We start from the raw sequence: 24,511 nt of genomic DNA, 5'->3' as shown, positions 1-24,511 counted from the left end.
AAACGTGACAGCTATCATGTATTCATTTGGCGATTTATTTTATGATGTAAAATAAATAAGGCTTATCATTAGATAAGTTTATGAAATAAAAAACCACATAACTTTAAACAAATAAAAAACCTACAACATATAAAACCCACATTCCGGGAGTCTGCTTGATGTTTAAAAACCTATTTGTTGTTTTACAAAAAATCGGAAAGTCCTTGATGTTACCGGTATCTGTACTACCTATTGCCGGTATTTTATTAGGGGTTGGTTCCGCTGATCTTTCATGGATCCCTTCTTCTGTTTCTCAAGTAATGGCAGAAGCGGGGGGTTCAGTTTTCTCTAATATGCCACTTATTTTTGCTATTGGTGTTGCGTTAGGCTTTACCAATAATGATGGGGTATCTGCGCTGGCCTCTGTAGTCGCTTACGGTATCATGTCTAAAACCATGATAGTGGTTGCTCCTTGGGTTTTAGGACTCTCGACTGCGGAAATTGAGGCTCAACACCTTACTGATACTGGTGTGCTAGGAGGAATTATTGCAGGTATTATTGCAGCCTCTATGTTTAACCGTTTTTATCGTATTAAATTACCTGAGTATTTAGGATTCTTTGCGGGTAAGCGTTTTGTTCCTATCATTTCAGGCTTAATTGCTATTTTTGTTGGGATTATCTTATCTTTTATTTGGCCTCCTATCGGTACGGCTATCCAACGTTTTTCTGAATGGGCGGCCTATCAAAACCCTGCTGTTGCTTTTGGTATTTACGGTGTTGTAGAGCGTGCATTAGTACCATTTGGTTTGCACCATATCTGGAATGTACCGTTCCAAATGCAAGTGGGTGAATATGTCAATAGTGCTGGGCAAGTATTCCACGGTGATATTCCTCGCTATATGGCAGGTGATCCAACTGCGGGTATGTTATCGGGTGGTTTTCTATTTAAGATGTTTGGTTTGCCTGCTGCTGCAATTGCAATTTGGCATTCAGCACGCCCTGAGAATCGTGTAAAAGTGGGTGGTATCATGATTTCTGCGGCATTAACAGCCTTCTTAACAGGGATCACTGAACCTATTGAATTCTCATTTATGTTCGTCGCACCAATCCTTTATGTCATTCACGCTATTTTGGCAGGCTTAGCATTTGTCATTTGTATTTTGTTAGGAATGCGTGATGGTACAAGTTTCTCTCATGGTTTGATCGACTTTATCGTATTAAGTGGTAATAGTAGCAAGCTGTATCTGTTCCCAATTATTGGCTTACTGTATGCGATAACATATTACTCTATTTTCCGTTTCTTAATCGTGAAACTAAACCTGAAAACTCCAGGCCGCGAAGTGGAAGATAAAAACGCGAAACAAGCTGATAAAAGTGCCATGGGACAATCTTTAGTCGCTGCGTTTGGTGGTAAAGACAATATCAGTAGTTTAGATGCCTGTATCACACGTTTACGTATTGGTGTAAAAGAGATTGATAAAGTTGATCGTGATGAATTGAAAAGATTGGGCGCTGCTGGTGTAGTCGTTGTCGGCTCGGGTATCCAAGCGATTTTTGGTCCTAAGTCAGATAATCTAAAAACTGAAATGGATGAATATATTCGGTCTTTGGATAGTGCTGAATAAATAACTTATTGATTGTAATATCAAATCATAAAGCACTCCCATATAAAAATAGGGAGTGCTTTTTTATTGCAATAATATTGATACTGGGTATGGCATTCTGTTAAGTATTAAACAGAATGGAGAGATATCATGCCAACCTTCATAGATAGTCATAGAAGTTTTTTATTATCCATAACAGATATAAATGATAAAACAGATAGAAAGAGTATTAAGTTTGATAAAAATAGTATTTCACTTTTTTTAAAAAAAGGAAATGATGATGTTTTTATTGCCAATAAAGATAAAAAGTTCTTATTAAGCAATATAAAAAAAGAATTAGACAATTCAATTGATAAATATACTAATCACGGTGAAAATAAAAATCGTATAGAAAAACTAAAAAAAAGGATTAACTTAGGAGGTGTTAAGTTTTTTTTTGATAATAAAGATAAAATAATTAGTGTGAAAAACATTAATGATATTGGTGATGTTAGAAAAATATTTGATGGATTACTTTCTTATAAAAAAGAGGAAAGTGTTTGTACTAAAGTGAGAAAGAGTATTTATAATACGAACTCTTTTGAGGGTGTGGTCTTCAATGATAAAAATCCAATTATAAATAGTTTCATAAATCATAAGGGTAAGTTTTACAAATTAGATGATATTAATGAGAATTTAGATAATAAGAGTAATAAAGGGAATAAGTTTTTTAATTTATCTTCATCTAAAAATAATAATGTTGGTTTTTATGGATGTAATATGTCTATTATGAAAATGGAAGAGGAAATTAAAGAAATTCAAGATGAAATTAAAGAAATTCAAGATGAAATTAAAGAAATTCAAGATGAAATTAAATTACTTGAAAATGAATTATCTTCTAAAATAAGAATTAATAATAAAAAAATAATTGATACAACCTTAGCAATAAATAAACTTGTTGATCTTTTAGAATATAATGATTTATCTAAAATAAATGTTGATATATTAATTGCAAAGGAAGAGGAATTTAATAATGAGGTGATTATTGTTAGTAGATTAAATTTAATGGAGAAAATAGATGGGGTTGATAAATTAAAGGAATTAAAATCTAGCTTGGAAAAAATAAAATGTATAAAAAATAAATATTTTATTTTTGTTGAATCGGTTAATGGTAGACAAATTTCACTATTAAGAAGTTTAGATAATAAATTGAAAAAATACACTGCTGGGATTAATAGTAAAATACCAAAAGAAAATATTTTATTGGATATTAATAAAATTGCTTCAGTACTTTTTATTAATAATAATGATCGAGAGAATTATAATGGTTTTTTTTCTAAAATATATAAGATTCTTTTTCCTAAATCATATCAAAAACGACTAGATATCAATAATAAAGCGCATGGTAATATAATGCTAATGCACGAGAATTTAAATGTCATATTGAATAGCGATAATTTTAAAGATGGAAAACTACCTGAGTGGGCTAATAAACTAATAACAAAAACTTTAAAAGAATCAAAACCTAAAAATGATATTCTTTGGCTTTTTTCAAAAGAAAGAAAAGAATGGAATAAAATTTTCAACATGCTTATTGTTAAATAAAGGCATAAAGGAGTTATTGATAACTAAGATGTTGTTAATGAAAATATAATAAGTATTTTATTTATTCTAATGAGTTTAAGGATGAGATTAAGTAATTAAAGACACTGAAGCTTGAGATAAAGATTAAATTTCTATATGTTAGGCAAACTAAGTTTATTGAATTTTAAACCGCATAAAGTAGGTAATCATTATGGCTAAAATTGGTATTTTTGTAGGTACAGTTTACGGAAATGCATTAGCGGTTGCTGAAGAGGCTCAACGTATTTTACTTGAGCATAAACACCAAGCTAATGTTTATGAAGAAGGAACTCTTGTGGATTGGAAAAAATATTCGACCGTATTAGTGATAACGTCGAGTACAGGGCAAGGGGATTTACCTGATACTATCGCATCTTTATTTCATGAATTACGTGATAATGTGGGATATCAGCCAAACCTAAGTTACGGTCTAATTGCGTTAGGTGACAGTAGCTATGACTACTTTTGTGGTGCGGGGATGAAGTTTGATGAGTTGTTACAGGAGCACCAAGCAAAACGTATCGGTGAAATATTGAAAATAGACGGAATGGATGTCGCAGAGCCAGAAGTATTTGCAATAGATTGGCTTGAAAACTGGGTCAATCTATTAGATTAAATAAAAAATAACCCAATAATTAGTTGGTTAACAAAATAATGAATAATATTTTTGATTTTAAAACACCGCTTGTTTCTGCTTTATACAGTAAGTAAGCGGTGTTTTTTATAAATCTAACCTATATTGGCTAAAATTGCCTGTTATTAACGGCGAGTCAGCTTTTCTAAATCAGCTTCAATTTCAGCAATTTTATTTGCTACAACATGTTCAAGGTGGCGCAAGTCATCTAGGATTTTATGTTTTAAATCGACTTCTACTTGGTCTTGTTGGCAAATTTGATCTAATTCTTCAATTACATAACGTAAGTTAGTATTGATTTCATTTACTTCTTTAAAACCTTGTCCTGATTGACCATCAGAAATTGTTTTACGTTGGCGTGGATATTTAAATTTTACGCTTTTTGCAAAGAATTCACCTTTGTCTTTGCGGAAATAGATTTTTAAAATATCGTTGTTAGCTTCTTGGCGTAGGGTATAGCGGTCAATATCTTCAGGATGCGGGATCCCTAAATTTTTTAAATTATCGTACATATATTGGCACCTGATAGAAAGATGAATGAAAGAATAGCGAACAGAATTAATTCTATCCGCTGTTCTTATATTAGTCGATAGTTCTTAACAATTCATTAATACCAACTTTTCCACGTGTTTTAGCATCAACTTTTTTCACGATCACGGCACAGTAAAGACTGTAGCGTCCATCTTTCGACGGTAAATTACCAGATACAACAACAGAACCTGCGGGAACTCGACCATAATGCACTTCGCCTGTTTCTCTGTCATAAATCTTGGTACTTTGACCAATATAAACGCCCATTGAAATAACTGCGCCTTCTTCAACAATAACACCTTCAACAATTTCAGAACGAGCACCAATAAAACAGTTATCTTCAATAATCGTAGGGTTTGCTTGTAGTGGTTCTAAGACACCGCCAATTCCTACACCGCCAGAGAGGTGAACATTTTTGCCTATTTGGGCACATGAGCCTACCGTTGCCCATGTATCAACCATGCTACCTTCATCAACGTAAGCACCGATATTAACGTAAGAAGGCATTAAAACAGTATTACGAGCGATATAAGCACCTTGTCTAACGGCTGCAGGTGGGACAACACGAAAGCCTTCTTTTTCAAAACGTGCTTGATCATAATCAGCAAATTTCATAGGTACTTTATCAAAATAGCGACTTTCACCGCCGTCCATCACTTGATTGTGATTAATACGAAAAGAGAGTAGAACCGCTTTTTTTAACCATTGATGGGTCACCCACTGACCGTCAATTTTTTCTGCCACCCGCAATTTTCCGCTGTCTAGCTGTTCAATAACGTTATTAATCGCATCACGGATATGAGGCTCAACGTTGTTTGGGGTGATATCTGCACGATGTTCAAAGGCGTTATCAATAATAGATTGTAATGCTTGCATCAATAGTATTTCCTATATGTATTGTCGTGGGTTCCTATATTTTATCCTTTGAAACTAGGGCTTTTGTCAACCTTTCTACGACTTCATCCTTCATTTTTTGGTTTAACGCCTTATTTTCGCTATCGGTTAATACGAAAAAGTCTTCAACACGCTCACCTATTGTGGTTATTCTTGCACCATGTAATGACAATGAAAGATCAGCAAAAACTTTACCAATAATCGCTAGTAATCCTGGGCGGTCACGCGCAAATAATTCCATATAAGTACGTTTATTATGATTAGAAGCGACAAAATTAATTTTTGTCGGAACGTCAAAATGGCGTAATTTTGCAGGTAATAAACGTGTTTTTGCATTGGCGTTATAAGGTGCTGATACAACTTGAATGAGTGCTTTGCGGATAGCATTATACCTATCAAGAGCAAGGGGCTTGCCATTAGGCTCAAGTACAATAAAGGTATCCATAGCCATATTATCGCGATTGGTAAATATCTGTGCGTTATGAATATTTAAATTACGTCTATCAAGTTCACCTGCCACGGAAGCAAAAAGAGAGGGCCTATCTGCGCACCAAATAAATATTTCCGTGCCACCATGTTCTGTTTGTTGGCTGATTAATACCATGGGATCAGCACTATTATGTTCAATTAAAGCAAGGGCATGCCATGCAATTTGTTCTGGTGTGTGCCGTAAAAAGTAATCGGCGTGACAACGCCCCCAAATTGCTTGTAATTTTTCTTCATCAACATGCTCTGTACGTAAAATAGTTAGTGCTTGCAAACGATGATGACGGATGCGTTCACGTAAATCAGGAATAGAATGCATACCTTGGCGTAATTGAGTTTCTGTCGACAGAAAAAGCTCACGTAATAAGCTCTGTTTCCAACTATTCCATAGACTACTGTTGGTCGCGCAGATATCAGCAACAGTTAAACATAAAAGGTAGCGTAATCGGCTTTCATTTTTGACTTCTGATGCAAACTGAAAAATGATGTCGGGATCTTGAATATCTCGTCGTTGTGCTGTGACAGACATAAGTAAGTGATGACTAACCAGCCATTCAACTAAAGCAGATTCTCTCTGATTTAAACCATGTTGTTGAGCAAAGAGAACAACATCTTGTGCTCCTAGCTCTGAGTGATCACCATGGCGACCTTTAGCAATGTCATGAAAAAGTGCAGCTAAACGAAGTAATTCAAGTTGTGGAAGTGTTGGGTAAATTTCAACACAAAGTGGGTGTTTTTCATGATTCTCAGAGAAACCAAAGCTTTCCAGCTTTTGCAAAACACGAATAGTGTGTTCATCAACGGTATAGGCATGGAATAAATCAAACTGCATTTGACCGACAATATTGTTCCATTGCGGGAAATAAGCTGCTAAGACACTGTGTTTGTGCATAGGAACGAACGCACCGGAAACGGCGTGAGGATGACGCAAGATCTGCATAAAAATTTTGCGTGCTAGTGGGTACTCACATAAAGGTTGGACTAAATGACGACGTGCATAACGTAAATGACGTAGTGTTGTAGAATAAATTCCCGTGATCTCTTTATGTTCTGCCATACGTAAAAATAGACGCATAATAGCGATAGGATCATCAAGAAAGCAGCTATCGTCGACAACATCAATTAGCGAGCCTCTTAGCTGAAATTCATTGTCTAATGGTCGAGGTTTTACATTAGGTTGTAAAGCAAGAATAGCTTCATCAAATAATTGAAGTAGCATATCGTTTAACTCACTGACACGGCGAGTGACCCGATAATAATCCTTCATCATTTTTTCAACTGGCTGATTAGCTTCTCCTTGATAATTTAAGCATTGAGCAACGTTAAGTTGTCTATCAAACAGTAGGCGATTATCGTAGCGAGAAAGTACGAGGTGTAATGCAAAGCGAATTTTCCATAGTGTGTATTGGCATTCCAGTAGTTCTTGCCCTTCTGCAGGAGTTAAAAAGCCAAAATTTACCATCTCAGAGACAGAAGCTGCACCAAAATGACGATGAGCAACCCAAATTAAAGTGTGAATATCGCGAAGGCCGCCAGGGCTATTTTTAATATCAGGTTCAAGATTATAACTGGTGCTATGAAATCGTTGATGTCTCTGTTTTTGTTCTTCGATTTTGGCAGCAAAAAAATCAGGTGATGGCCAAAATCCTTGGCTGAAAATATGATTGATTAATTGTTGATAAAGTGACTGATTACCGCAAACAAGACGAGCTTCTAGTAAATTTGTCGCTACTGTTAAATCAGAGAGACCTTCTAAAAGGCACTCTTCCATTGTTCTAACGCTGGCACCGATTTCAAGGCGTACATCCCAAAGTAAGGTAATTAATTTACTCACTTTATCAGAGACTTCTGGTGATAAAGGCGAATCACTTAAAAAAAGAAGATCAATATCAGAAAGGGGATGTAATTCTTGTCTACCATAGCCCCCCACAGCAATAATACTAAGATCAGGATAATCAGATAATTGAGTGTAACGCCATAATTGAGTTAAGAGTTGGTCGATAAAATGACTACGCGCTTGAAGTAATAAAGTTACATCAACATCGTGGTAAAAAGCATCCGCTAACCAAGACTGAAATTGTTCGATAGATTGTTTTAATTCAGTGTGATTTTGTGTGTTTTTCGTCAGCAAAAAAGGGGAAGGGGGCTGTGTTTGAAATGCGTTTTTAGTAGTCATCATTCATCTTCTTACTCAATGTTTGCCTATGATAGTAAGACTAATGTTAAAACGATAACCTGACTAGCAATTCTGTTATTTCATTGCAAATAAAATAAAAAAAGCGACATATCTCGAAAAAATATGTCGCTTTTACATTGTAAATTGAAGTGCGTTATTCGTTAATTAATACCGCCGAAATAAACGGCTCTTCTTCTTTACGTAACGTCATGATTTCACAGCCGTTATCAGTAACCACCAAGGTGTGTTCATATTGCGCAGACCAGCCTCTGTCTTTGGTTTTAACAGTCCAGCCATCTTTCATTGTGCGAATACGGTAATCGCCTGTGTTGACCATAGGTTCAATAGTGAATGCCATGCCTTTTTGTAACACAACACCGCTATCATCTGCATCGTAGTGCAGAACTTGTGGCTCTTCATGGAATCCTTCGCCGATACCATGGCCACAGTATTCACGAACAACAGAGAAATCATGGCCTTCAACAAATTTTTGAATCGCTTTACCTAATTCACGTAAACGGATGCCTGGTTTAACCATTTTAATTGCTAAATATAGGCTTTCTTGGGTGATACGACACAAACGCTCACCTTGAATGGTTGGTTTCCCTACGATAAACATTTTTGAGGTATCACCATGAAAACCTTCTTTAATGACAGTGACATCAATATTAACAATATCGCCATCTTTAAGGATTTTTTCTTCGCTAGGAATACCGTGGCAAATAACATCGTTAACAGAAATACAGACTGATTTAGGGAAACCGTGATAGTTTAGACAAGCAGGGATTGCCTGTTGTACATTAACAATATGTTCATGACAAATACGGTCTAATTCAGCGGTATTTACGCCAGGTTTTACGAAAGGTGCGATAATTTCAAGAACTTCTGCCGCAAGACGACCCGCGACGCGCATTTTTTGAATATCTTCTTCTGTCTTGATTACAATAGCCATTTGAGTTCTTCGTCTAGATTAAAAACCACAATACGTATGAGATAACACAATTGGGTTGCTTCATATTTTGTATTGCAGGTTAAATGAATGATGATGAGAAATAATTCTGATTACTATTTATGATATCAGTAGAAAGTAGGCATGCCAATAAAGAGGGTGCTTGCAATCTGTCTGATATCGAGAATAATCACGCACATTACGCCTTCTTTATCTTGTTGTCTTTCCTTATTGCGCTTTTCTCTCTGGTGTTTCTTAGCGATTTGATAGTAGAACAAGATCCACCGTAATTGTTTTAATAATCTCTTTTTTCTTTGGTTAATATCCCTAACTTTATCTCAAATAAGCCGTTATCAAACACAAGTAATAGTGGTTTCTTAAGGTTATTTATGGTATAAAGCGCGCCGGAGTTCTGTTATTGCATCACATCCAGAGTAGTAACAGTAAATCTGAATATTCAATTGTGTTAATTACACACACAAATCGACACATAACGCCGGGGTGCTCTTATGTAAAGGTTTAAACCTTTACAGCTGATGAGTCGGTCGTATGGGATTTGTGGACGAAATAACCCCAAATTTAAATTTATAGAGGTCTAAAATGGCAACTGTTTCAATGCGCGATATGCTGCAAGCCGGTGTTCACTTCGGTCACCAAACTCGTTACTGGAATCCAAAAATGAAACCTTTCATCTTTGGTGCGCGTAACAAAGTTCATATCATTAACTTGGAAAAAACGGTTCCAATGTTCAATGAAGCTCTGGTTGAACTGAACAAAATTGCTTCTCGTAAAGGCAAAATCCTGTTTGTTGGTACTAAGCGCTCTGCCGTTGAAGCTGTTAAAGAAGCAGCTGAAAGCTGTGACCAGTTTTTTGTAAACCACCGCTGGTTAGGCGGTATGCTGACTAACTGGAAAACAGTTCGTCAGTCAATCAAACGCCTGAAAGATTTAGAATCTCAGTCTCAGGACGGTACTTTTGACAAACTGACCAAGAAAGAAGCGTTAATGCGTTCTCGTGAACTTGGTAAGTTAGAAAACAGCCTGGGTGGTATCAAAGACATGGGCGGTTTACCTGACGCTCTGTTTGTTATCGATGCTGAACACGAACACATTGCTATCAAAGAAGCAAACAACCTGGGTATCCCAGTATTTGCTATCGTAGATACTAACTCTGATCCAGATGGTATCGACTTCATTATCCCTGGTAATGACGATGCAATCCGTGCGGTTAAATTATATCTGACCGCTGCAGCTACAGCTGTTCGTGAAGGTCGTTCTCAAGATCTGGCTGTTCAGGCTGAAGAAGGCTTAGTCGAAGCTGAATAATAAGGCATGCTCGTAAGAGCCCTTATTTAACCAGGTATTGCTATATATTGGTTAGGGGGCCTCAATAGGCCCCCTTTACACATCTGCTATGAGAACATCTATGGCGAGTCCATAGAAAAGTCGAGGAAGAAACAAATGTCTGGAATTACCGCTGCATTGGTAAAAGAACTGCGTGAACGTACTGGCGCAGGCATGATGGAATGTAAAAAAGCGCTAGTTGAAGCTAATGGTGATATCGAATTAGCAATTGACAACATGCGTAAATCAGGTCAAGCAAAAGCGGCTAAAAAAGCAGGCCGTGTTGCAGCTGAAGGTATCATCCTTGCAGAAGTTGCTACTGATGGTAAATTCGGTGCGCTGGTTGAATTGAACTGTGAAACAGACTTCGTTGCTAAAGATGCTGGTTTCATCGCTTTCGGTAAAGAAGTTATGGCTACTGTATTAGCAGACAAAACTGATGATATCGAAGCTCTGAAAGCTAAATTCGAAGAAGCACGTACTGCATTAGTTGCTAAAATCGGTGAAAACATCAACATTCGTCGTGTTGCTGTATTAGAAGCTGAAGAATTAGGTACTTATCTGCACGGTGCTCGTATCGGTGTTTTAGTTTCAGCTAAAGGCGCTAACGAAGAACTGATCAAACACATTGCTATGCACGTTGCTGCAAGCAAACCAGAATATGTTCGTCCTGAAGATGTTCCTGCTGACGTTGTTGAGCATGAACACCAAATTCAGATGGATATCGCAATGCAATCAGGTAAACCACGCGAAATCGCAGAAAAAATGGTTATTGGTCGCATGAACAAATTCACCGGTGAGATTTCTCTGACTGGCCAGCATTTCGTAATGGATCCAAGCAAAACTGTTGGTGAACTGCTGAAAGAAAACAATGCTGATGTTATCAACTTCGTTCGTTTCGAAGTGGGTGAAGGTATTGAGAAAGTTGAAGCTGATTTCGCAGCTGAAGTTGCTGCAATGAGCAAATAATAACGCTATGCGTTAACAGAGCCGCCTTATGGCGGTTCTGTTTTGTTACAATCTCCACTGACCGTTTGCTTTTTTTTGTTAAAAAGAGAAGCTATCTAAAACCTCCAATTGACTAATCTGCTTAGGACAGAACACCATGGCAACCAATGCAAAACCCGTATACCAGCGAATTTTATTAAAGCTGAGTGGCGAAGCTCTACAAGGCGCAGAAGGTTTCGGTATCGATGCGAGCGTACTTGATCGCATGGCTCAAGAAATCAAAGAACTCGTTGAATTGGGTATACAAGTCGGTGTCGTAATTGGCGGTGGTAACTTGTTCCGTGGCGCAGGTCTTGCGGCGGCAGGTATGAACCGTGTTGTGGGTGACCACATGGGAATGCTCGCAACAGTAATGAATGGTTTAGCAATGCGTGATGCACTGCATCGTGCTTATGTTAATGCTCGCCTTATGTCAGCCTTTCCACTAAATGGTGTCTGTGATAACTACAGTTGGGCGGAAGCAATTAGCTTATTACGCCATGGCCGTGTGGTTATTTTCTCGGCGGGTACAGGCAATCCATTCTTTACTACCGATTCAGCTGCGTGTTTACGCGGTATTGAAATTGAAGCTGACGTTGTATTAAAAGCAACGAAAGTGGATGGCGTTTATTCAGCCGATCCAACCAAAGATCCTGATGCAGTACTTTATGAGAAACTGACTTATCAGGATGTATTAGAACGTGAATTGAAAGTCATGGATCTTGCTGCATTCACATTAGCCCGAGATCATAATTTACCTATCCGCGTATTCAATATGAATAAACCGGGTGCATTACGTCGGGTTGTAATGGGTGAAAGTGAAGGAACTTTGATTTCTCACGCTTAATACACAGAGACAACGGTATAATTTGGCGTTAACATCTAGAGTACGTCAATTCATTTATGTCGATATCATTTTATATCGACTGGAAGATAACCAGTTCCCAAGGGTTTATAACGTGATTAATGAAATCAAAAAAGATGCTCAAGAACGCATGGATAAAAGCGTTGAAGCACTAAAAAGCCAGATTAACAAAGTTCGTACTGGTCGTGCGTCTCCAAGCCTTTTAGATGGTATTGTAGTGGAATACTACGGAGCGCCAACACCATTAAATCAAGTTGCTAACGTTGTTGCAGAAGATGGTCGTACACTGGCAATCACTGTATTTGACCGTACTTTAGCACCAGCTGTTGAAAAAGCGATTATGGCATCAGATTTAGGTTTAAATCCTTCATCTGCTGGGGCAATTATTCGTGTTCCGCTACCTCCATTGACTGAAGAACGTCGTAAAGACTTAATCAAAGTTGTTCGTGGTGATGCAGAGCAAGGTCGCGTTTCTGTTCGTAATATCCGTCGTGATGCTAACGATAAAATAAAAGCCTTACTGAAAGATAAAGAAATCAGCGAAGATGATGAACGCCGTTCACAAGATGACATTCAGAAATTAACTGATATGTTCATTAAAAAAATTGATGATGCATTAGCGCTGAAAGAAGCAGAGTTAATGGAATTCTAATTTTTATATCTTTTTTTGATAATGCCGCTTTTAGCGGCATTATTTTTGGTTATTTATTTGAAAATTCGTGCTTAATACCTTCTTTTAGTCACATTATTTATTAAAGTTTTCATCTTTCTCCCTCATTTATCTTGTCATACTGATATAATTCTCTTTAATTAAAACGTTGTAGACATACTGATTGATTAATAAATGAAACAAATAACTATATTAGGCTCAACAGGGTCTATCGGAACAAGCACACTTTCCGTTATTGAAAATAACCCTGATAAGTATCAGGTTCTTGCTTTAGTTGCAGGAAAAAATACAAATAAAATGGCGCAACAATGTGTCACCTTCCAACCTAAATATGCTGTGATGTCTGATGAACAAAGCGCAAATCAGCTTAAACAGTTACTCGCAAATACATCTTGTAAAACAGAAGTCTTATCAGGCTCCCATGCAATTAATGAAATAGCAGCGCTTGACGAAGCTGATCAAGTTATGTCTGCGATAACCGGTGTTGCTGGACTCAAACCAACACTTGCAGCCATAGAAAAGGGTAAAAGAATTTTATTAGCCAATAAAGAATCACTGATAACCAGTGGGCGTCTTTTTTTTGATGCGGTGGCTAAGTATGGCGCAACTGTATTGCCGATTGATAGTGAACATAACGCGATTTATCAAAGTTTACCTAAAACTATCCAAGAAAATTTAGGCCATGCATCTTTAGCTGATGAAGGCGTGACCAGTATTTTACTAACGGGATCTGGTGGACCTTTTCGCTATACCCCGTTAGATGAACTTGAGGCAATGACGCCAGACCAAGCTTGTGCACATCCAAATTGGTCAATGGGACGTAAAATATCGGTTGATTCTGCAACAATGATGAATAAAGGGCTAGAATATATTGAAGCTCGCTATTTCTTTAATGCATCAGAAGAAGAAATGGAAGTAATTATTCATCCTCAATCTGTTATTCATTCAATGGTTCGCTACCGTGATGGCAGTATTATTGCTCAAATTGGCGAGCCAGATATGAGAACACCTATTGCGTACTCAATGGCTTATCCTCATCGCACTCAGTCAGGTGCAAAAGCATTAGATTTTTTTGAGATTCAATCGCTAGAATTTATTCGTCCTGATTACCAACGTTACCCTTGTTTAGCACTTGCCATTGAGGCTTCTAAACGTGGTCAAGCGGCAACAACCGTGTTAAATGCCGCTAACGAAGTGGTTGTTGATGCTTTTTTACACGAAAAAGTGAAGTTTACTGATATTGCTAAAATTAATCGCAAAGTCGTTGAACATTTTGACCTATCAGAGCCTCAAAGTATTAATGATGTTCTAGAAATTGATAAATTAGCCAGATTAGAAACTCATCAGATAATCACCCAATTTGTATAATGGTGATTATATTTAATATAGGGTGTTTGTTCGTCTTTCTGGCTAATGGTATAGTTGCCGAATCACTAAAGACAATAATGAAAATTAACAGTTCATTACTAAAGCTGTTGCTTTAGCAACTTTGAGGCTTTGCCAAAGGCCGTGGGTGACACGGTTTTTTTGTGCATGGGGTATCCGAAGAGGACTGTCTGTATCAGTATCAGATTAGCAAAGGGTTAAATTGAGTGAACTTATCCAGTGACGATTCATCCGCATCAAAACCAAAGCATGTTGCTATCATCATGGATGGCAATGGACGCTGGGCTAAAAAGCAAGGGAAACTCCGAGTAACGGGGCATCGCGCGGGAATTAAAGCAGTGCGGGATGCGGTTAGCTTTTCCGTAAAACACAAAATTGAATCACTAACGTTATACGCATTTAGTAGCGAAAACTGGAATAGGCCTGAGCAAGAAGTCAGTTCTCTCATGGAATTATTTGTCTTCGCCTTAGACAATGAAGTGAAAAACTTACATAAACATAATGTTAAACTTACGGTGATTGGCGATATCAGTCGCTTTAGCCGTCGCCTACAAGACAGAATAAAAAATTCTGTCGCACTTACTGCGAATAATACAGGACTTAATTTAAATATTGCAGCTAATTACGGCGGACGATGGGATATTACTCAAAGCGTAAGACAATTAGCGACATCCCTCTCAAAAGGAGAAATTAATCTCGAAGATATTAATGAAAATGCCATATCTTCACATCTTTGCTTGCATAATCAGCCTGGTGTTGATCTAGTGATCCGGACTGGTGGTGAACACCGCATAAGTAATTTTCTTATTTGGCAAATAGCTTATGCTGAGCTTTATTTTACACAGGTTTTATGGCCTGATTTTGATGAACAAGTTTTTCAGAATGCACTTGATGCTTTTGCTAAACGGGAAAGACGTTTCGGTGGTACTACATCAGAAACAGACACTATAAATCTGGGAGGATAATTTGCTTAAGTATCGTGTCATCACCGCATTAATTTTAATCCCTATTGTTATTGCCGCTCTATTTCTACTGCCTCCGGTGAGTTTTGGGTTAGTGATTATTGCTATATCAGGCTTAGCGGGTTGGGAATGGGCTCAATTTATTGGTTGGCATTCTCAAGGTAAACGTATTGCAACAGGGGTGGGTTTTGCTGCATTGTTGCTCGTTATGCAGTTTTCTTTACCCAATTTTGACCACCTACTCGACACTCCAATGATAAAAAATGGTTTGTGGGCTGGTTTAATTTGGTGGGTAGCCGCAATTTTATTAGTTGTAAGTTATCCTAATTCAGCCAATATGTGGAAAAATTCAGTTTTTATTAAGCTATTGTTCGGTATATTGACGATTGTTCCTTTTTATTGTGGCATGATGGCATTGCGTATGTTGGGGTATAGCACTGACACTTACACCGGCGCATGGTGGTTACTGTATGTCATGATATTAGTTTGGGCTGCTGATTCTGGTGCTTATGCGTTTGGACGCTTGATGGGGAAACATAAAATGGCTCCTAAAGTGTCTCCGGGTAAAACTCTTGAAGGGTTAGTTGGCGGATTGATTACCGCTGGCGTGGCCTCATGGTTATTTACCTATTTCGCACCAGTCATCGAAGTTCCTAATAATTTATTATTAATATCAGGTGTTGTTGTCATAGTATCTGTATTTGGTGATTTGGCTGAAAGTATGTTTAAACGGGTTTCAGGCATTAAAGACAGTAGTCAATTAATACCAGGGCATGGTGGTGTGCTTGATAGAATTGATAGTTTAACTGCGGCTATTCCAGTTTTTGCAGGATTGGTCTTTCTGATTTCTTCTGGCTTTAAACTATAAAGGTAAGCAATGGGTATCCTGTGGAATCTTGCCGCATTTATTATCGTTTTAGGTATTCTGATTACGGTACATGAGTTTGGGCATTTTTGGGTAGCTAGGCGCTGTGGGATCTACGTTGAGCGTTTTTCTATAGGTTTTGGAAAAGCTATTTGGCGCAAAATAGATAAACATGGTACTGAATTTGTTATCGCATGGATACCTTTGGGTGGCTATGTAAAAATGTTAGATGAGCGCGTTGGTGAGGTTTCACCTGAACGTCGTCATCTGGCATTTAATAATAAAACAGTTGGACAACGAGCCGCCGTTGTTGCTGCCGGACCAATTGCCAACTTTTTGTTAGCAATCGTCGCCTATTGGATTGTTTTTATGATAGGTGTTCCTGCATTAAAACCAATAATTGCAGATATTCGTCCGAATTCTATTGCAGAACAAGCAAAATTAACGCCTGGAATGGAACTAAAATCTATTGCAGGTATCGAAACGCCTGATCAGAATTCAGTTCGTTTAGCATTAGTCAGTAAAATTGGTGCCAAAGAGGTTTCATTTGTTGTGTCAGACCCAAATTCACTCTCTGAGAGTGAGAATATACTGAATTTACAACATTGGAATTTTGATCCTGAAAAACAAGATCCCATCTTATCTTTAGGGATTATGCCTGTTGGCGCGAGATTGGACTCAAAAATTGTTGAAGTAACGGTAGGCTCTGTTGCCGAAAAAGCAGGTTTACAGGCAGGGGATCGTATCGTTACAGTTGATGGACAGCCAATTGATACATGGCATCCATTTACTTATTTTGTTCGACAAAGCCCAAATAAACCATTGGCACTTCTTGTTGAACGCAATGGCTCTTCGTTGGAATTAACGATTACACCGACAGCTATTGCACTGAAAGATGGCACTGAAGTAGGGCAAGTTGGTGCGCAATTACAAGTATTACCTCCTGATGAGCAATACTTGATAATGCAACAATACAATCCATTTTCAGCACTATATGAAGCTACTGATAAAACATGGCAGTTGATGGGTTTAACTGTCAAAATGATTGGCAAGTTAGTGGTGGGTGACGTCAAATTGACTAACCTTAGTGGACCCGTTTCTATCGCGAAAGGCGCAGGAATGTCTGCTGATTCTGGGTTTATTTATTATTTGATGTTTATGGCGCTTATTAGTGTCAATCTGGGGATCATTAACTTGTTTCCCCTGCCTGTCTTAGATGGCGGGCACCTGCTTTTCCTGGTTATCGAAAAGATAAAGGGAGGGCCGGTATCTGAGCGTGTACAAGATTTCTGTTATCGCATTGGTATTATGGCACTGATGCTTTTAATGGGGCTTGCACTTTTCAATGATTTCTCTCGCTTATAATTGGTAAGCAGGGACCGGTTAGGAAAACACAAAACAACGATGGCGATGAAAAAGTTGCTTATAGCGTCGCTGCTGCTGGGCAGCGCCACTGCATACGGTTCAGACGGATTCGTAGTTCAGGACATTCAATTCGAAGGTCTTCAACGCGTCGCCGTTGGTGCAGCATTACTGAACATGCCAGTCCGGGTTGGAGACTCGGTTAGCAATGATGATATCAGTCGAACTATCCGTTCGTTATTTGCGACAGGAAACTTTGATGATGTTCGTGTTCTGCGTGATGGAAGTACACTGATTGTTCAAGTAAAAGAGCGTCCAACTATTGCCAGCATTACTTTCTCTGGTAACAAAGCAATCAAAGAAGATATGCTAAAGCAGAATCTTGAGGCTTCTAATATTCGTATTGGCGAGACGCTCGACCGTACAATGCTAGCGAATATCGAGAAAGGGCTTGAAGATTTCTACTATAGTGTTGGTAAATATAATGCAACTGTAAAAGTGGTTGTTACGCCTCTTCCCCGCAACCGTGTTGACTTAAAACTTGTGTTTGCAGAAGGTGTATCAGCAACAATTCAGCAAATCAACATTGTTGGTAATAAAGCGTTTTCTACTGCTGAGCTCGTTAACCGCTTCCAATTACGTGATGATGTGCCTTGGTGGAACTTAGCCGCTGATGAGAAATATCAAAAACAAAAATTGGCAGGTGACCTAGAAACATTAAGAAGTTTCTATCTCGATCGTGGTTATGCCCGTTTTGATATTGAATCAACGAATGTCAGCTTAACGCCAGACAAAAAAGGGATTTACATTACCATTAACCTGAAAGAAGGTGATAAATACACGGTAGAAAATACCGAGATCAATGGTAATACGGCTGGCTATACCAAAGAGATTGAAGATCTTATCCAAATTGCACCAGGCTCTCTTTATAATGGCGCGCAAGTCACCAAAACAGAAAATGATATTAAAAATCTGTTAGGTCGTTATGGATATGCTTATCCTCGCGTAATGACAAACCCTGAAATTAATGATGAAAATAAAACTGTTAAACTGCATGTAAATGTCGATGCAGGAAACCGTTTCTATGTTCGCCAAGTACGATTTGCAGGTAATGATATCACTAAAGACTCTGTTTTACGTCGTGAAATGCGTCAAATGGAAGGTGCGTGGTTAGGTAGCGATTTAGTTGAACAAGGTAAAGAGCGTTTAAATCGTTTAGGTTATTTCGAAACAGTTGAAACTGAAACGCAACGTATTCCGGGGTCGCCTGATCAGGTAGATATTGTTTATCGCGTAAAAGAGCGTAACACAGGTTCTCTTAACTTTGGTGTCGGTTTCGGTACTGAAAGTGGCGTGAGCTTCCAAGTGGGTGTTACTCAAGATAACTGGTTAGGTACAGGTAACGCAGTTGCGATTAATGCGAGTAAAAATGACTACTCAACTTATGCAGAATTATCTGTTACTGATCCATACTTTACTGTTAATGGTGTAAGCTTAGGTGGTCGTATTTTCTATAACGACTTCCGTGCAAATGACGCTGATTTATCAGGTTATACCAATAAATCATATGGTGTAGATGGTACATTAGGTTTCCCAATTAATGAATATAACTCAGCCCGCCTTGGCTTAGGCTATACTCATAATGGTTTGTCACGTATGGAACCTCAGGTTGCTATGTGGCGTTATCTTGAAAGTATGGGTGAACATCCTAATTTTAAAGATCGCGAATCTTTTAGTGCCGATGACTATACGGTTAGTCTGGGGTGGACTTTTAATAATTTAAACAAAGGCTTCTTCCCAACATCAGGTGTGAGAAGTAACTTAAGTGGGCGTGTGACTGTACCTGGCTCTGATAACAAGTACTACAAAGTAACTTGGGACGGTATGGCGTACTACCCAATTGATGAAAAAGAGTCTTGGGTAACCCTGTTTAAAGGTCGTTTAGGCTATGGGGATGGTTTAGGTGGTAAAGAATTACCATTCTATGAAAACTTCTATGCGGGGGGGGCTGGCACCGTTCGTGGTTTCCGTTCAAATAATATCGGGCCTAAAGCCATTTATCTTGGTGAAAATGGTAAGCCAAAACCAGGTGAACCATCGAGTGACGCAATTGGTGGTAATGCTATGGCTGTGGCAAGTTTCGAGCTGATTACACCAACGCCATTTGTAGATGATAAATATTCATCATCAGTTAGAACATCTCTGTTTGTTGATGCAGGTACAGTATGGGATACCAACTGGAGTAGCACTAACTCTGCTTGGACAGCAGGTATGCCAGATTATAGTCGTGCAAGTGATATACGTGTTTCGACCGGTGTTGCGTTACAATGGTTATCCCCTTTAGGCCCGTTAGTATTCTCTTATGCTAAGCCAATAAAAGATTACGAAGGGGATAAATCAGAGCAATTCCAGTTTAATATTGGTAGAACGTGGTAGCGATGTAAGTAAGGTTGATGCCTGATTCACTATGCTGAAAAAGGCATCCGATTTCTGACAAAAAATTATTTTTGGTTTTAAGGAGTTTAATCGTGAAAAAATTGTTATGTGCCGCTGCCCTAGGAATGGCATTGACCATGTCAGCAGGTGTTCAAGCCGCAGATAAAGTGGGTGTTGTGAACATCGGTCAAGTTCTCCAACAAATTCCTAACCGCGATGCGGTAGAGAAACAATTGGAAAATGAATTCAAATCACGTGATACTGAATTGCAAAACTTGGGTAAAGCATTACAGACTGCTGTTGAAAAATATCAAAAAGATGCACCAACCATGAATGCAACACAACGTGCAAATACAGAGAAAGATCTGGTTGCTAAACGTGAAGCATATGCACAAAAAGCACAAGCTTTTGAGCAAGACTTTAGTCGTCGTCAAGCTGAAGAACGTAATAAAATCATGAAACGTGTATTAGATGCCGTTGACGCAGTAGCGAAGAAAGAAGGTTATGATGTGATTTTAGATGCTAACACCGTACCTTATTTCGCAGACGGTAAAGATATTACTGCTCAGGTTCAAAAACAGGTTAAATAATAGATGTTTTCAATTCGATTAGCTGATCTTGCTCAGCAATTGAATGCACAGTTACACGGCGATGGTGATATCACTATCGCCGGTCTTGCTTCAATGAGCCTAGCAAATAGCGAACAAATTACATTTCTTTCTGATAGTCGTTATCGTGAGAAATTAACTGAATGCCAAGCAGCTGCCGTTGTATTAACAGAAGCTGATCTTCCGTTTTGTCCCGTTGCTGCCCTTGTGGTAAAAAATCCGTATCTTGCCTATGCTCAAATGGCGCAGATTATGGATACAACCCCACAACCCGCACAAGATATTCATCCAAGCGCTGTGATTTCTCCTGATGCTAAATTAGGAAAAAATGTGTCAGTGGGGGCAAATGCCGTTATCGAATCCGATGTTGTCCTTGGTGACAATGTTGTGATCGGTGCAGGATGTTTTGTTGGTAAAAAAGCACACATCGGTGATAATAGCCGTTTATGGGCAAATGTATCGATATATCATGAAGTTATTATTGGTAAAGATTGCTTAATTCAATCAGGAACAGTGATTGGCTCTGATGGTTTTGGGTATGCTAATGAACGTGGTAATTGGATCAAAATTCCACAATTAGGTTCTGTCGTCATTGGTGATCGTGTGGAAATTGGTGCATGTACGACGATTGACCGAGGCGCATTAGATAACACAGTTATCGGTAATGGTGTTATCATTGATAACCAGTGTCAAATCGCACATAACGTCATTATTGGTGACAACACCGCTGTTGCGGGGGGCGTCATCATGGCGGGTAGCCTGAAAATAGGGCGCTATTGTATGATTGGTGGAGCAAGTGTTATCAATGGTCACATGGAAATCTGTGATAAAGTCACGGTAACAGGAATGGGGATGGTAATGCGTCCTATTACTGAACCAGGGGTTTATTCTTCAGGTATCCCGCTACAACCGAATAAAGCATGGCGTAAAACCGCAGCACTAGTGTTGCGAATTGATGAAATGCAAAAAAGACTTAAGTCGCTTGAACGTCAAGTAGAAAGTAGCGACAAGTAACAAAATACGTCATTGACGGTTGTTACCTATTTTGCGACCTGCGGGTTAACTCACTTTTTTGAGTCACAGCAGGTCGTGTCATTATTAATTAGACGCAGTTTTATTAGACAGGAAGAGTATTGCAATGAGTGAGAATCATACTCTGCAAATCGAAGAAATTTTAGATTTACTTCCACACCGTTACCCATTCTTATTGGTTGATCGTGTCCTTGATTTTGAAGAAAAGAAATTTCTAAGAGCAGTAAAAAATGTATCTTTTAATGAGCCTTTCTTTCAAGGTCACTTCCCAGGAAAACCTATTTTCCCAGGCGTATTGATCCTAGAAGCCATGGCACAAGCAACGGGTATTTTAGCGTTCAAAAGTGTAGGAAAGCTGGAACCTGGTGAGCTTTACTATTTTGCTGCTATTGATGGTGCTCGCTTTAAACGTCCTGTCTTACCTGGGGATCAAATGATCCTAGAGGTAGAATTCATTAAAGAACGCCGCGGTGTTGCTCGCTTTAAAGGTGTCGCTAAAGTTGATGGGGAAATTGCCTGCGAAGCTGAAATGATGTGTGCTCGCCGCCGTGAGGTCTAGCCTATGATAGATAAATCCGCAGTCATTCACCCTTCCTCAATTATTGAAGAGGGTGCGGTAATTGGAGCTAATGTTCGCATTGGCCCTTTTTGCGTTATTGGTGCAAACGTGGAAATCGGTGAAGGTACTGATATCAAATCTCACGTTGTTATCAATGGACATACGCGTATTGGTCGAGAAAATCAGATTTACCAATTTGCTTCTATTGGTGAAGTTAATCAAGATCTGAAATATCGTGGTGAACCCACACAAGTCATTATTGGTGATCGCAACCTTATTCGTGAAAGTGTGACTATCCATCGTGGAACAACTCAGGGTGGTAATATCACAAAAATTGGTAATGACAACTTACTGATGATTAATACACATGTTGCGCATGATTGTATTATTGGTGATCGTTGCATTATTGCCAATAATGGAACACTTGGTGGTCATGTCACTTTAGGTGATTTTGTGATTATCGGTGGTATGAGTGCGGTTCATCAGTTTTGTCAAATTGGCTCTCACGTTATGGTGGGCGGATGTTCAGGTGTGGCACAAGATGTACCTCCTTTTGTTATCGCACAAGGAAACCACGCAACCCCTTATGGGCTGAATATTGAAGGATTAAAACGCCGAGGTTTTGCTAAAGAAGATCTTCATGCTATTCGTAATGCTTATAAAGTCCTTTATCGTAATGGTAAAACACTGGAAGAAGCACGCGAAGAAATTGGACAATTGGTTGCAGATAATAATAATCCGCATGTTAAATTGTTCAGTGATTTTCTGGAAAACTCAGCAAAATCTAACCGTGGCATCATTCGCTAATAGGATATGACCTTGTCAGGCCAATTATCTACTGTTCAGCGTCCGTTAGTCATCGGCTTAGTCGCTGGTGAAACGTCCGGTGATATCTTGGGCGCGGGATTAATCCGCGCTCTAAAACAAATGCATCCCAATGTCCGTTTTGTCGGTGTTGCTGGCCCTCTTATGCAAGCTGAAGGTTGTGATGCTTGGTATGAGATGGAAGAGCTTGCCGTTATGGGGATCGTTGAAGTTCTTGAACGTTTACCTAGATTATTAAAGATCAGAAAAGATCTCACTCAACGATTTTCAGCATTAAAGCCGGATGTTTTTGTGGGAATTGATGCGCCTGATTTTAATATCACCCTTGAAGGCCGTTTAAAGCAAAAAGGGATCAAAACGATTCACTATGTCAGTCCATCGGTATGGGCTTGGCGTCAAAAACGGGTTTTCAAAATTGGCAAAGCGACGGATTTAGTTTTAGCATTCCTGCCTTTTGAAAAAGCGTTTTACGATAAATATCAGGTTCCTTGCCGTTTTATTGGACATACAATGGCAGATGCAATCGCCTTAAATCCAGATAAAAAAGCTGCTCGTAAACATTTAGGAATACCTGAAGATGTCTCTTGTTTAGCCCTCCTTCCTGGTAGTCGTCATGCAGAAGTTGAAATGTTGAGTGCAGATTTTATAAAAACAGCACAGTTACTAAAACAACAAATACCAATGCTTCATATTGTTGTGCCGTTGGTAAATGCTAAACGACGTATTCAATTTGAGCAGATCCATCAAGATATTGCACCTGAACTCGACATTCAGTTGCTTGATGGACAAGCTCGAGAAGCGATGACAGCAAGTGATGCAACCTTATTAGCATCAGGTACAGCAGCACTAGAATGTATGCTGACGAAGTGCCCTATGGTTGTTGGATATCGTATGAAACCCTTTACTTTTTGGTTAGCAAAAAGGTTAGTGAAAACACCTTATGTTTCGTTACCTAATTTATTAGCAGGTCGAGAAATAATCAAAGAGCTATTACAAGAAGAGTGTACGCCAAGGGCATTGTCGGAACAGCTTTTACCTCTTTTAACGGATGAAGAAAAAGTACATCAACTAAAAGAGATATTTTTACAACTTCATAGTGCTATTCGTTGTCATGCGGATGAGCAAGCAGCAAATGCAGTATTAGAATTGGCAGAGAAATAATGGAATTTGTATATCCAAAAGCAAATCTTATTGCTGGAGTTGATGAAGTCGGTCGTGGACCTCTGGTTGGTGCTGTAGTAACGGCCGCTGTTATTCTTGATCCGGCAAACCCGATTAAAGGATTAACAGACTCTAAAAAATTAACAGAAAAAAAACGTAATGCACTGTATGACGAAATACAAGAAAAAGCATTATGCTGGGCTATCGGTCGTGCGGAGCCTGAAGAAATTGATGAGTTAAATATTCTTTGGGCAACGATGAAAGCAATGGAACGCGCTGTTGCTGGATTATCTATTACGCCTGATATGGTTTTGATTGACGGCAACCGCTGTCCTAAATTGCCAATGGCTTCTCAAGCAGTCATAAAAGGGGATAGTTTAGTTCAAGAAATTAGCGCAGCGTCTATTCTTGCTAAAGTCACTCGTGATAGAGAAATGGAAGAGTTAGATAAGCTCTACCCTGATTATGGTTTTGCTAAACATAAAGGGTATCCAACGGTTTTCCATATGGAAAAACTGGCCTTATTAGGGGCAACACCCTATCATCGAAAAAGTTTTGCGCCTGTAAAACGAGCATTAAATTTAAAGTAATCCA

Annotated in this window: 22 protein-coding genes; 18 read left to right on the top strand and 4 right to left on the bottom strand. The window is 38.7% G+C overall.

Features of this window, described 5'->3' with window-relative positions; translation table 11 throughout:
* Window positions 1–158: 158 nt before the first annotated feature.
* The 3 genes from ptsG to GWI97_RS00530 all read left to right on the top strand — a co-directional run bounded on the left by ptsG (window position 159) and on the right by GWI97_RS00530 (window position 3,801).
* Window positions 159–1,604, top strand: coding sequence for a PTS glucose transporter subunit IIBC (gene ptsG / locus GWI97_RS00540; protein ID WP_036934053.1), 1,446 nt, complete (start codon window positions 159–161; stop codon window positions 1,602–1,604).
* A gap of 129 nt (window positions 1,605–1,733) precedes the next feature.
* Window positions 1,734–3,167, top strand: coding sequence for a coiled-coil domain-containing protein (locus tag GWI97_RS00535; RefSeq protein WP_161751801.1), 1,434 nt, complete (start codon window positions 1,734–1,736; stop codon window positions 3,165–3,167).
* A gap of 190 nt (window positions 3,168–3,357) precedes the next feature.
* The gene (locus GWI97_RS00530; protein WP_036934048.1) at window positions 3,358–3,801 is read left to right on the top strand and encodes a flavodoxin; all 444 of its coding nucleotides are present in this window, start codon (window positions 3,358–3,360) and stop codon (window positions 3,799–3,801) included.
* A 143-nt stretch (window positions 3,802–3,944) separates the two neighbouring features.
* Here GWI97_RS00530 and GWI97_RS00525 read toward each other — a convergent pair whose 3' ends face one another.
* The 4 genes from GWI97_RS00525 to map form a co-directional block, all read right to left on the bottom strand.
* On the bottom strand, window positions 3,945–4,331 hold the full coding sequence (locus GWI97_RS00525; protein ID WP_006535910.1) for a DUF3461 family protein: 387 nt from the start codon (window positions 4,329–4,331) through the stop codon (window positions 3,945–3,947).
* Between the two features lie 70 nt (window positions 4,332–4,401).
* Window positions 4,402–5,226, bottom strand: a complete 825-nt coding sequence (gene dapD / locus GWI97_RS00520) for a 2,3,4,5-tetrahydropyridine-2,6-dicarboxylate N-succinyltransferase (protein WP_036934045.1) — start codon at window positions 5,224–5,226, stop codon at window positions 4,402–4,404.
* A 34-nt stretch (window positions 5,227–5,260) separates the two neighbouring features.
* Complete coding sequence (gene glnD / locus GWI97_RS00515; RefSeq protein WP_115370966.1) at window positions 5,261–7,906, bottom strand: bifunctional uridylyltransferase/uridylyl-removing protein GlnD; 2,646 nt, start codon at window positions 7,904–7,906, stop codon at window positions 5,261–5,263.
* Between the two features lie 154 nt (window positions 7,907–8,060).
* Window positions 8,061–8,858: a type I methionyl aminopeptidase gene (gene map, locus GWI97_RS00510; RefSeq protein ID WP_036934043.1), complete on the bottom strand. Its 798-nt coding sequence runs from the start codon at window positions 8,856–8,858 to the stop codon at window positions 8,061–8,063.
* Between the two features lie 597 nt (window positions 8,859–9,455).
* Between map and rpsB the strand changes: the two genes are divergently transcribed.
* The 15 genes from rpsB to rnhB all read left to right on the top strand — a co-directional run bounded on the left by rpsB (window position 9,456) and on the right by rnhB (window position 24,507).
* Complete coding sequence (rpsB, locus tag GWI97_RS00505; RefSeq protein ID WP_036934040.1) at window positions 9,456–10,181, top strand: 30S ribosomal protein S2; 726 nt, start codon at window positions 9,456–9,458, stop codon at window positions 10,179–10,181.
* A gap of 135 nt (window positions 10,182–10,316) precedes the next feature.
* Window positions 10,317–11,168 carry a translation elongation factor Ts gene (gene tsf / locus GWI97_RS00500; RefSeq protein WP_036934038.1) on the top strand — a complete coding sequence of 284 codons (852 nt, stop codon included), beginning with the start codon at window positions 10,317–10,319 and terminating at the stop codon, window positions 11,166–11,168.
* Between the two features lie 136 nt (window positions 11,169–11,304).
* Window positions 11,305–12,033, top strand: a complete 729-nt coding sequence (pyrH, locus tag GWI97_RS00495) for a UMP kinase (protein WP_036934036.1) — start codon at window positions 11,305–11,307, stop codon at window positions 12,031–12,033.
* A gap of 112 nt (window positions 12,034–12,145) precedes the next feature.
* Window positions 12,146–12,703, top strand: coding sequence for a ribosome recycling factor (frr, locus tag GWI97_RS00490; protein ID WP_036934034.1), 558 nt, complete (start codon window positions 12,146–12,148; stop codon window positions 12,701–12,703).
* A 192-nt stretch (window positions 12,704–12,895) separates the two neighbouring features.
* The gene (ispC, locus tag GWI97_RS00485; RefSeq protein ID WP_036934032.1) at window positions 12,896–14,089 is read left to right on the top strand and encodes a 1-deoxy-D-xylulose-5-phosphate reductoisomerase; all 1,194 of its coding nucleotides are present in this window, start codon (window positions 12,896–12,898) and stop codon (window positions 14,087–14,089) included.
* Window positions 14,090–14,370: 281 nt separating this feature from the next.
* The gene (gene uppS / locus GWI97_RS00480) at window positions 14,371–15,072 is read left to right on the top strand and encodes a polyprenyl diphosphate synthase (RefSeq protein ID WP_197733630.1); all 702 of its coding nucleotides are present in this window, start codon (window positions 14,371–14,373) and stop codon (window positions 15,070–15,072) included.
* A 1-nt stretch (window position 15,073) separates the two neighbouring features.
* On the top strand, window positions 15,074–15,937 hold the full coding sequence (cdsA, locus tag GWI97_RS00475) for a phosphatidate cytidylyltransferase (protein WP_036934027.1): 864 nt from the start codon (window positions 15,074–15,076) through the stop codon (window positions 15,935–15,937).
* Between the two features lie 9 nt (window positions 15,938–15,946).
* A complete protein-coding gene (rseP, locus tag GWI97_RS00470) occupies window positions 15,947–17,299 on the top strand; it encodes a sigma E protease regulator RseP (protein ID WP_036934025.1) in 1,353 nt (450 codons plus the stop codon).
* A 39-nt stretch (window positions 17,300–17,338) separates the two neighbouring features.
* Window positions 17,339–19,732, top strand: coding sequence for an outer membrane protein assembly factor BamA (bamA, locus tag GWI97_RS00465; RefSeq protein ID WP_161751800.1), 2,394 nt, complete (start codon window positions 17,339–17,341; stop codon window positions 19,730–19,732).
* Between the two features lie 92 nt (window positions 19,733–19,824).
* The gene (locus tag GWI97_RS00460) at window positions 19,825–20,322 is read left to right on the top strand and encodes an OmpH family outer membrane protein (RefSeq protein ID WP_036934019.1); all 498 of its coding nucleotides are present in this window, start codon (window positions 19,825–19,827) and stop codon (window positions 20,320–20,322) included.
* Window positions 20,323–20,325: 3 nt separating this feature from the next.
* Window positions 20,326–21,354, top strand: a complete 1,029-nt coding sequence (gene lpxD / locus GWI97_RS00455; RefSeq protein WP_036934016.1) for a UDP-3-O-(3-hydroxymyristoyl)glucosamine N-acyltransferase — start codon at window positions 20,326–20,328, stop codon at window positions 21,352–21,354.
* A 124-nt stretch (window positions 21,355–21,478) separates the two neighbouring features.
* Window positions 21,479–21,931 carry a 3-hydroxyacyl-ACP dehydratase FabZ gene (gene fabZ / locus GWI97_RS00450; protein ID WP_006535887.1) on the top strand — a complete coding sequence of 151 codons (453 nt, stop codon included), beginning with the start codon at window positions 21,479–21,481 and terminating at the stop codon, window positions 21,929–21,931.
* 3 nt (window positions 21,932–21,934) lie between these two features.
* A complete protein-coding gene (gene lpxA / locus GWI97_RS00445; RefSeq protein WP_123822374.1) occupies window positions 21,935–22,738 on the top strand; it encodes an acyl-ACP--UDP-N-acetylglucosamine O-acyltransferase in 804 nt (267 codons plus the stop codon).
* Window positions 22,739–22,744: 6 nt separating this feature from the next.
* Entirely contained in the window at window positions 22,745–23,917 is a 1,173-nt protein-coding gene (gene lpxB, locus GWI97_RS00440) for a lipid-A-disaccharide synthase (protein ID WP_087803524.1), read from the top strand.
* Complete coding sequence (gene rnhB, locus GWI97_RS00435; RefSeq protein ID WP_036934008.1) at window positions 23,917–24,507, top strand: ribonuclease HII; 591 nt, start codon at window positions 23,917–23,919, stop codon at window positions 24,505–24,507. The genes lpxB and rnhB overlap by 1 nt, the downstream gene beginning before the upstream one ends.
* Window positions 24,508–24,511: the final 4 nt, after the last annotated feature.

Origin of the sequence: Proteus sp. G2300 (assembly GCF_009915965.1) — a bacterium.
GTDB classification, from domain to species: Bacteria; Pseudomonadota; Gammaproteobacteria; order Enterobacterales; family Enterobacteriaceae; genus Proteus; species Proteus vulgaris.
Note: the sequence above shows the minus strand (reverse complement) of the source record. Positions and strands in the feature narration are given on the sequence as shown.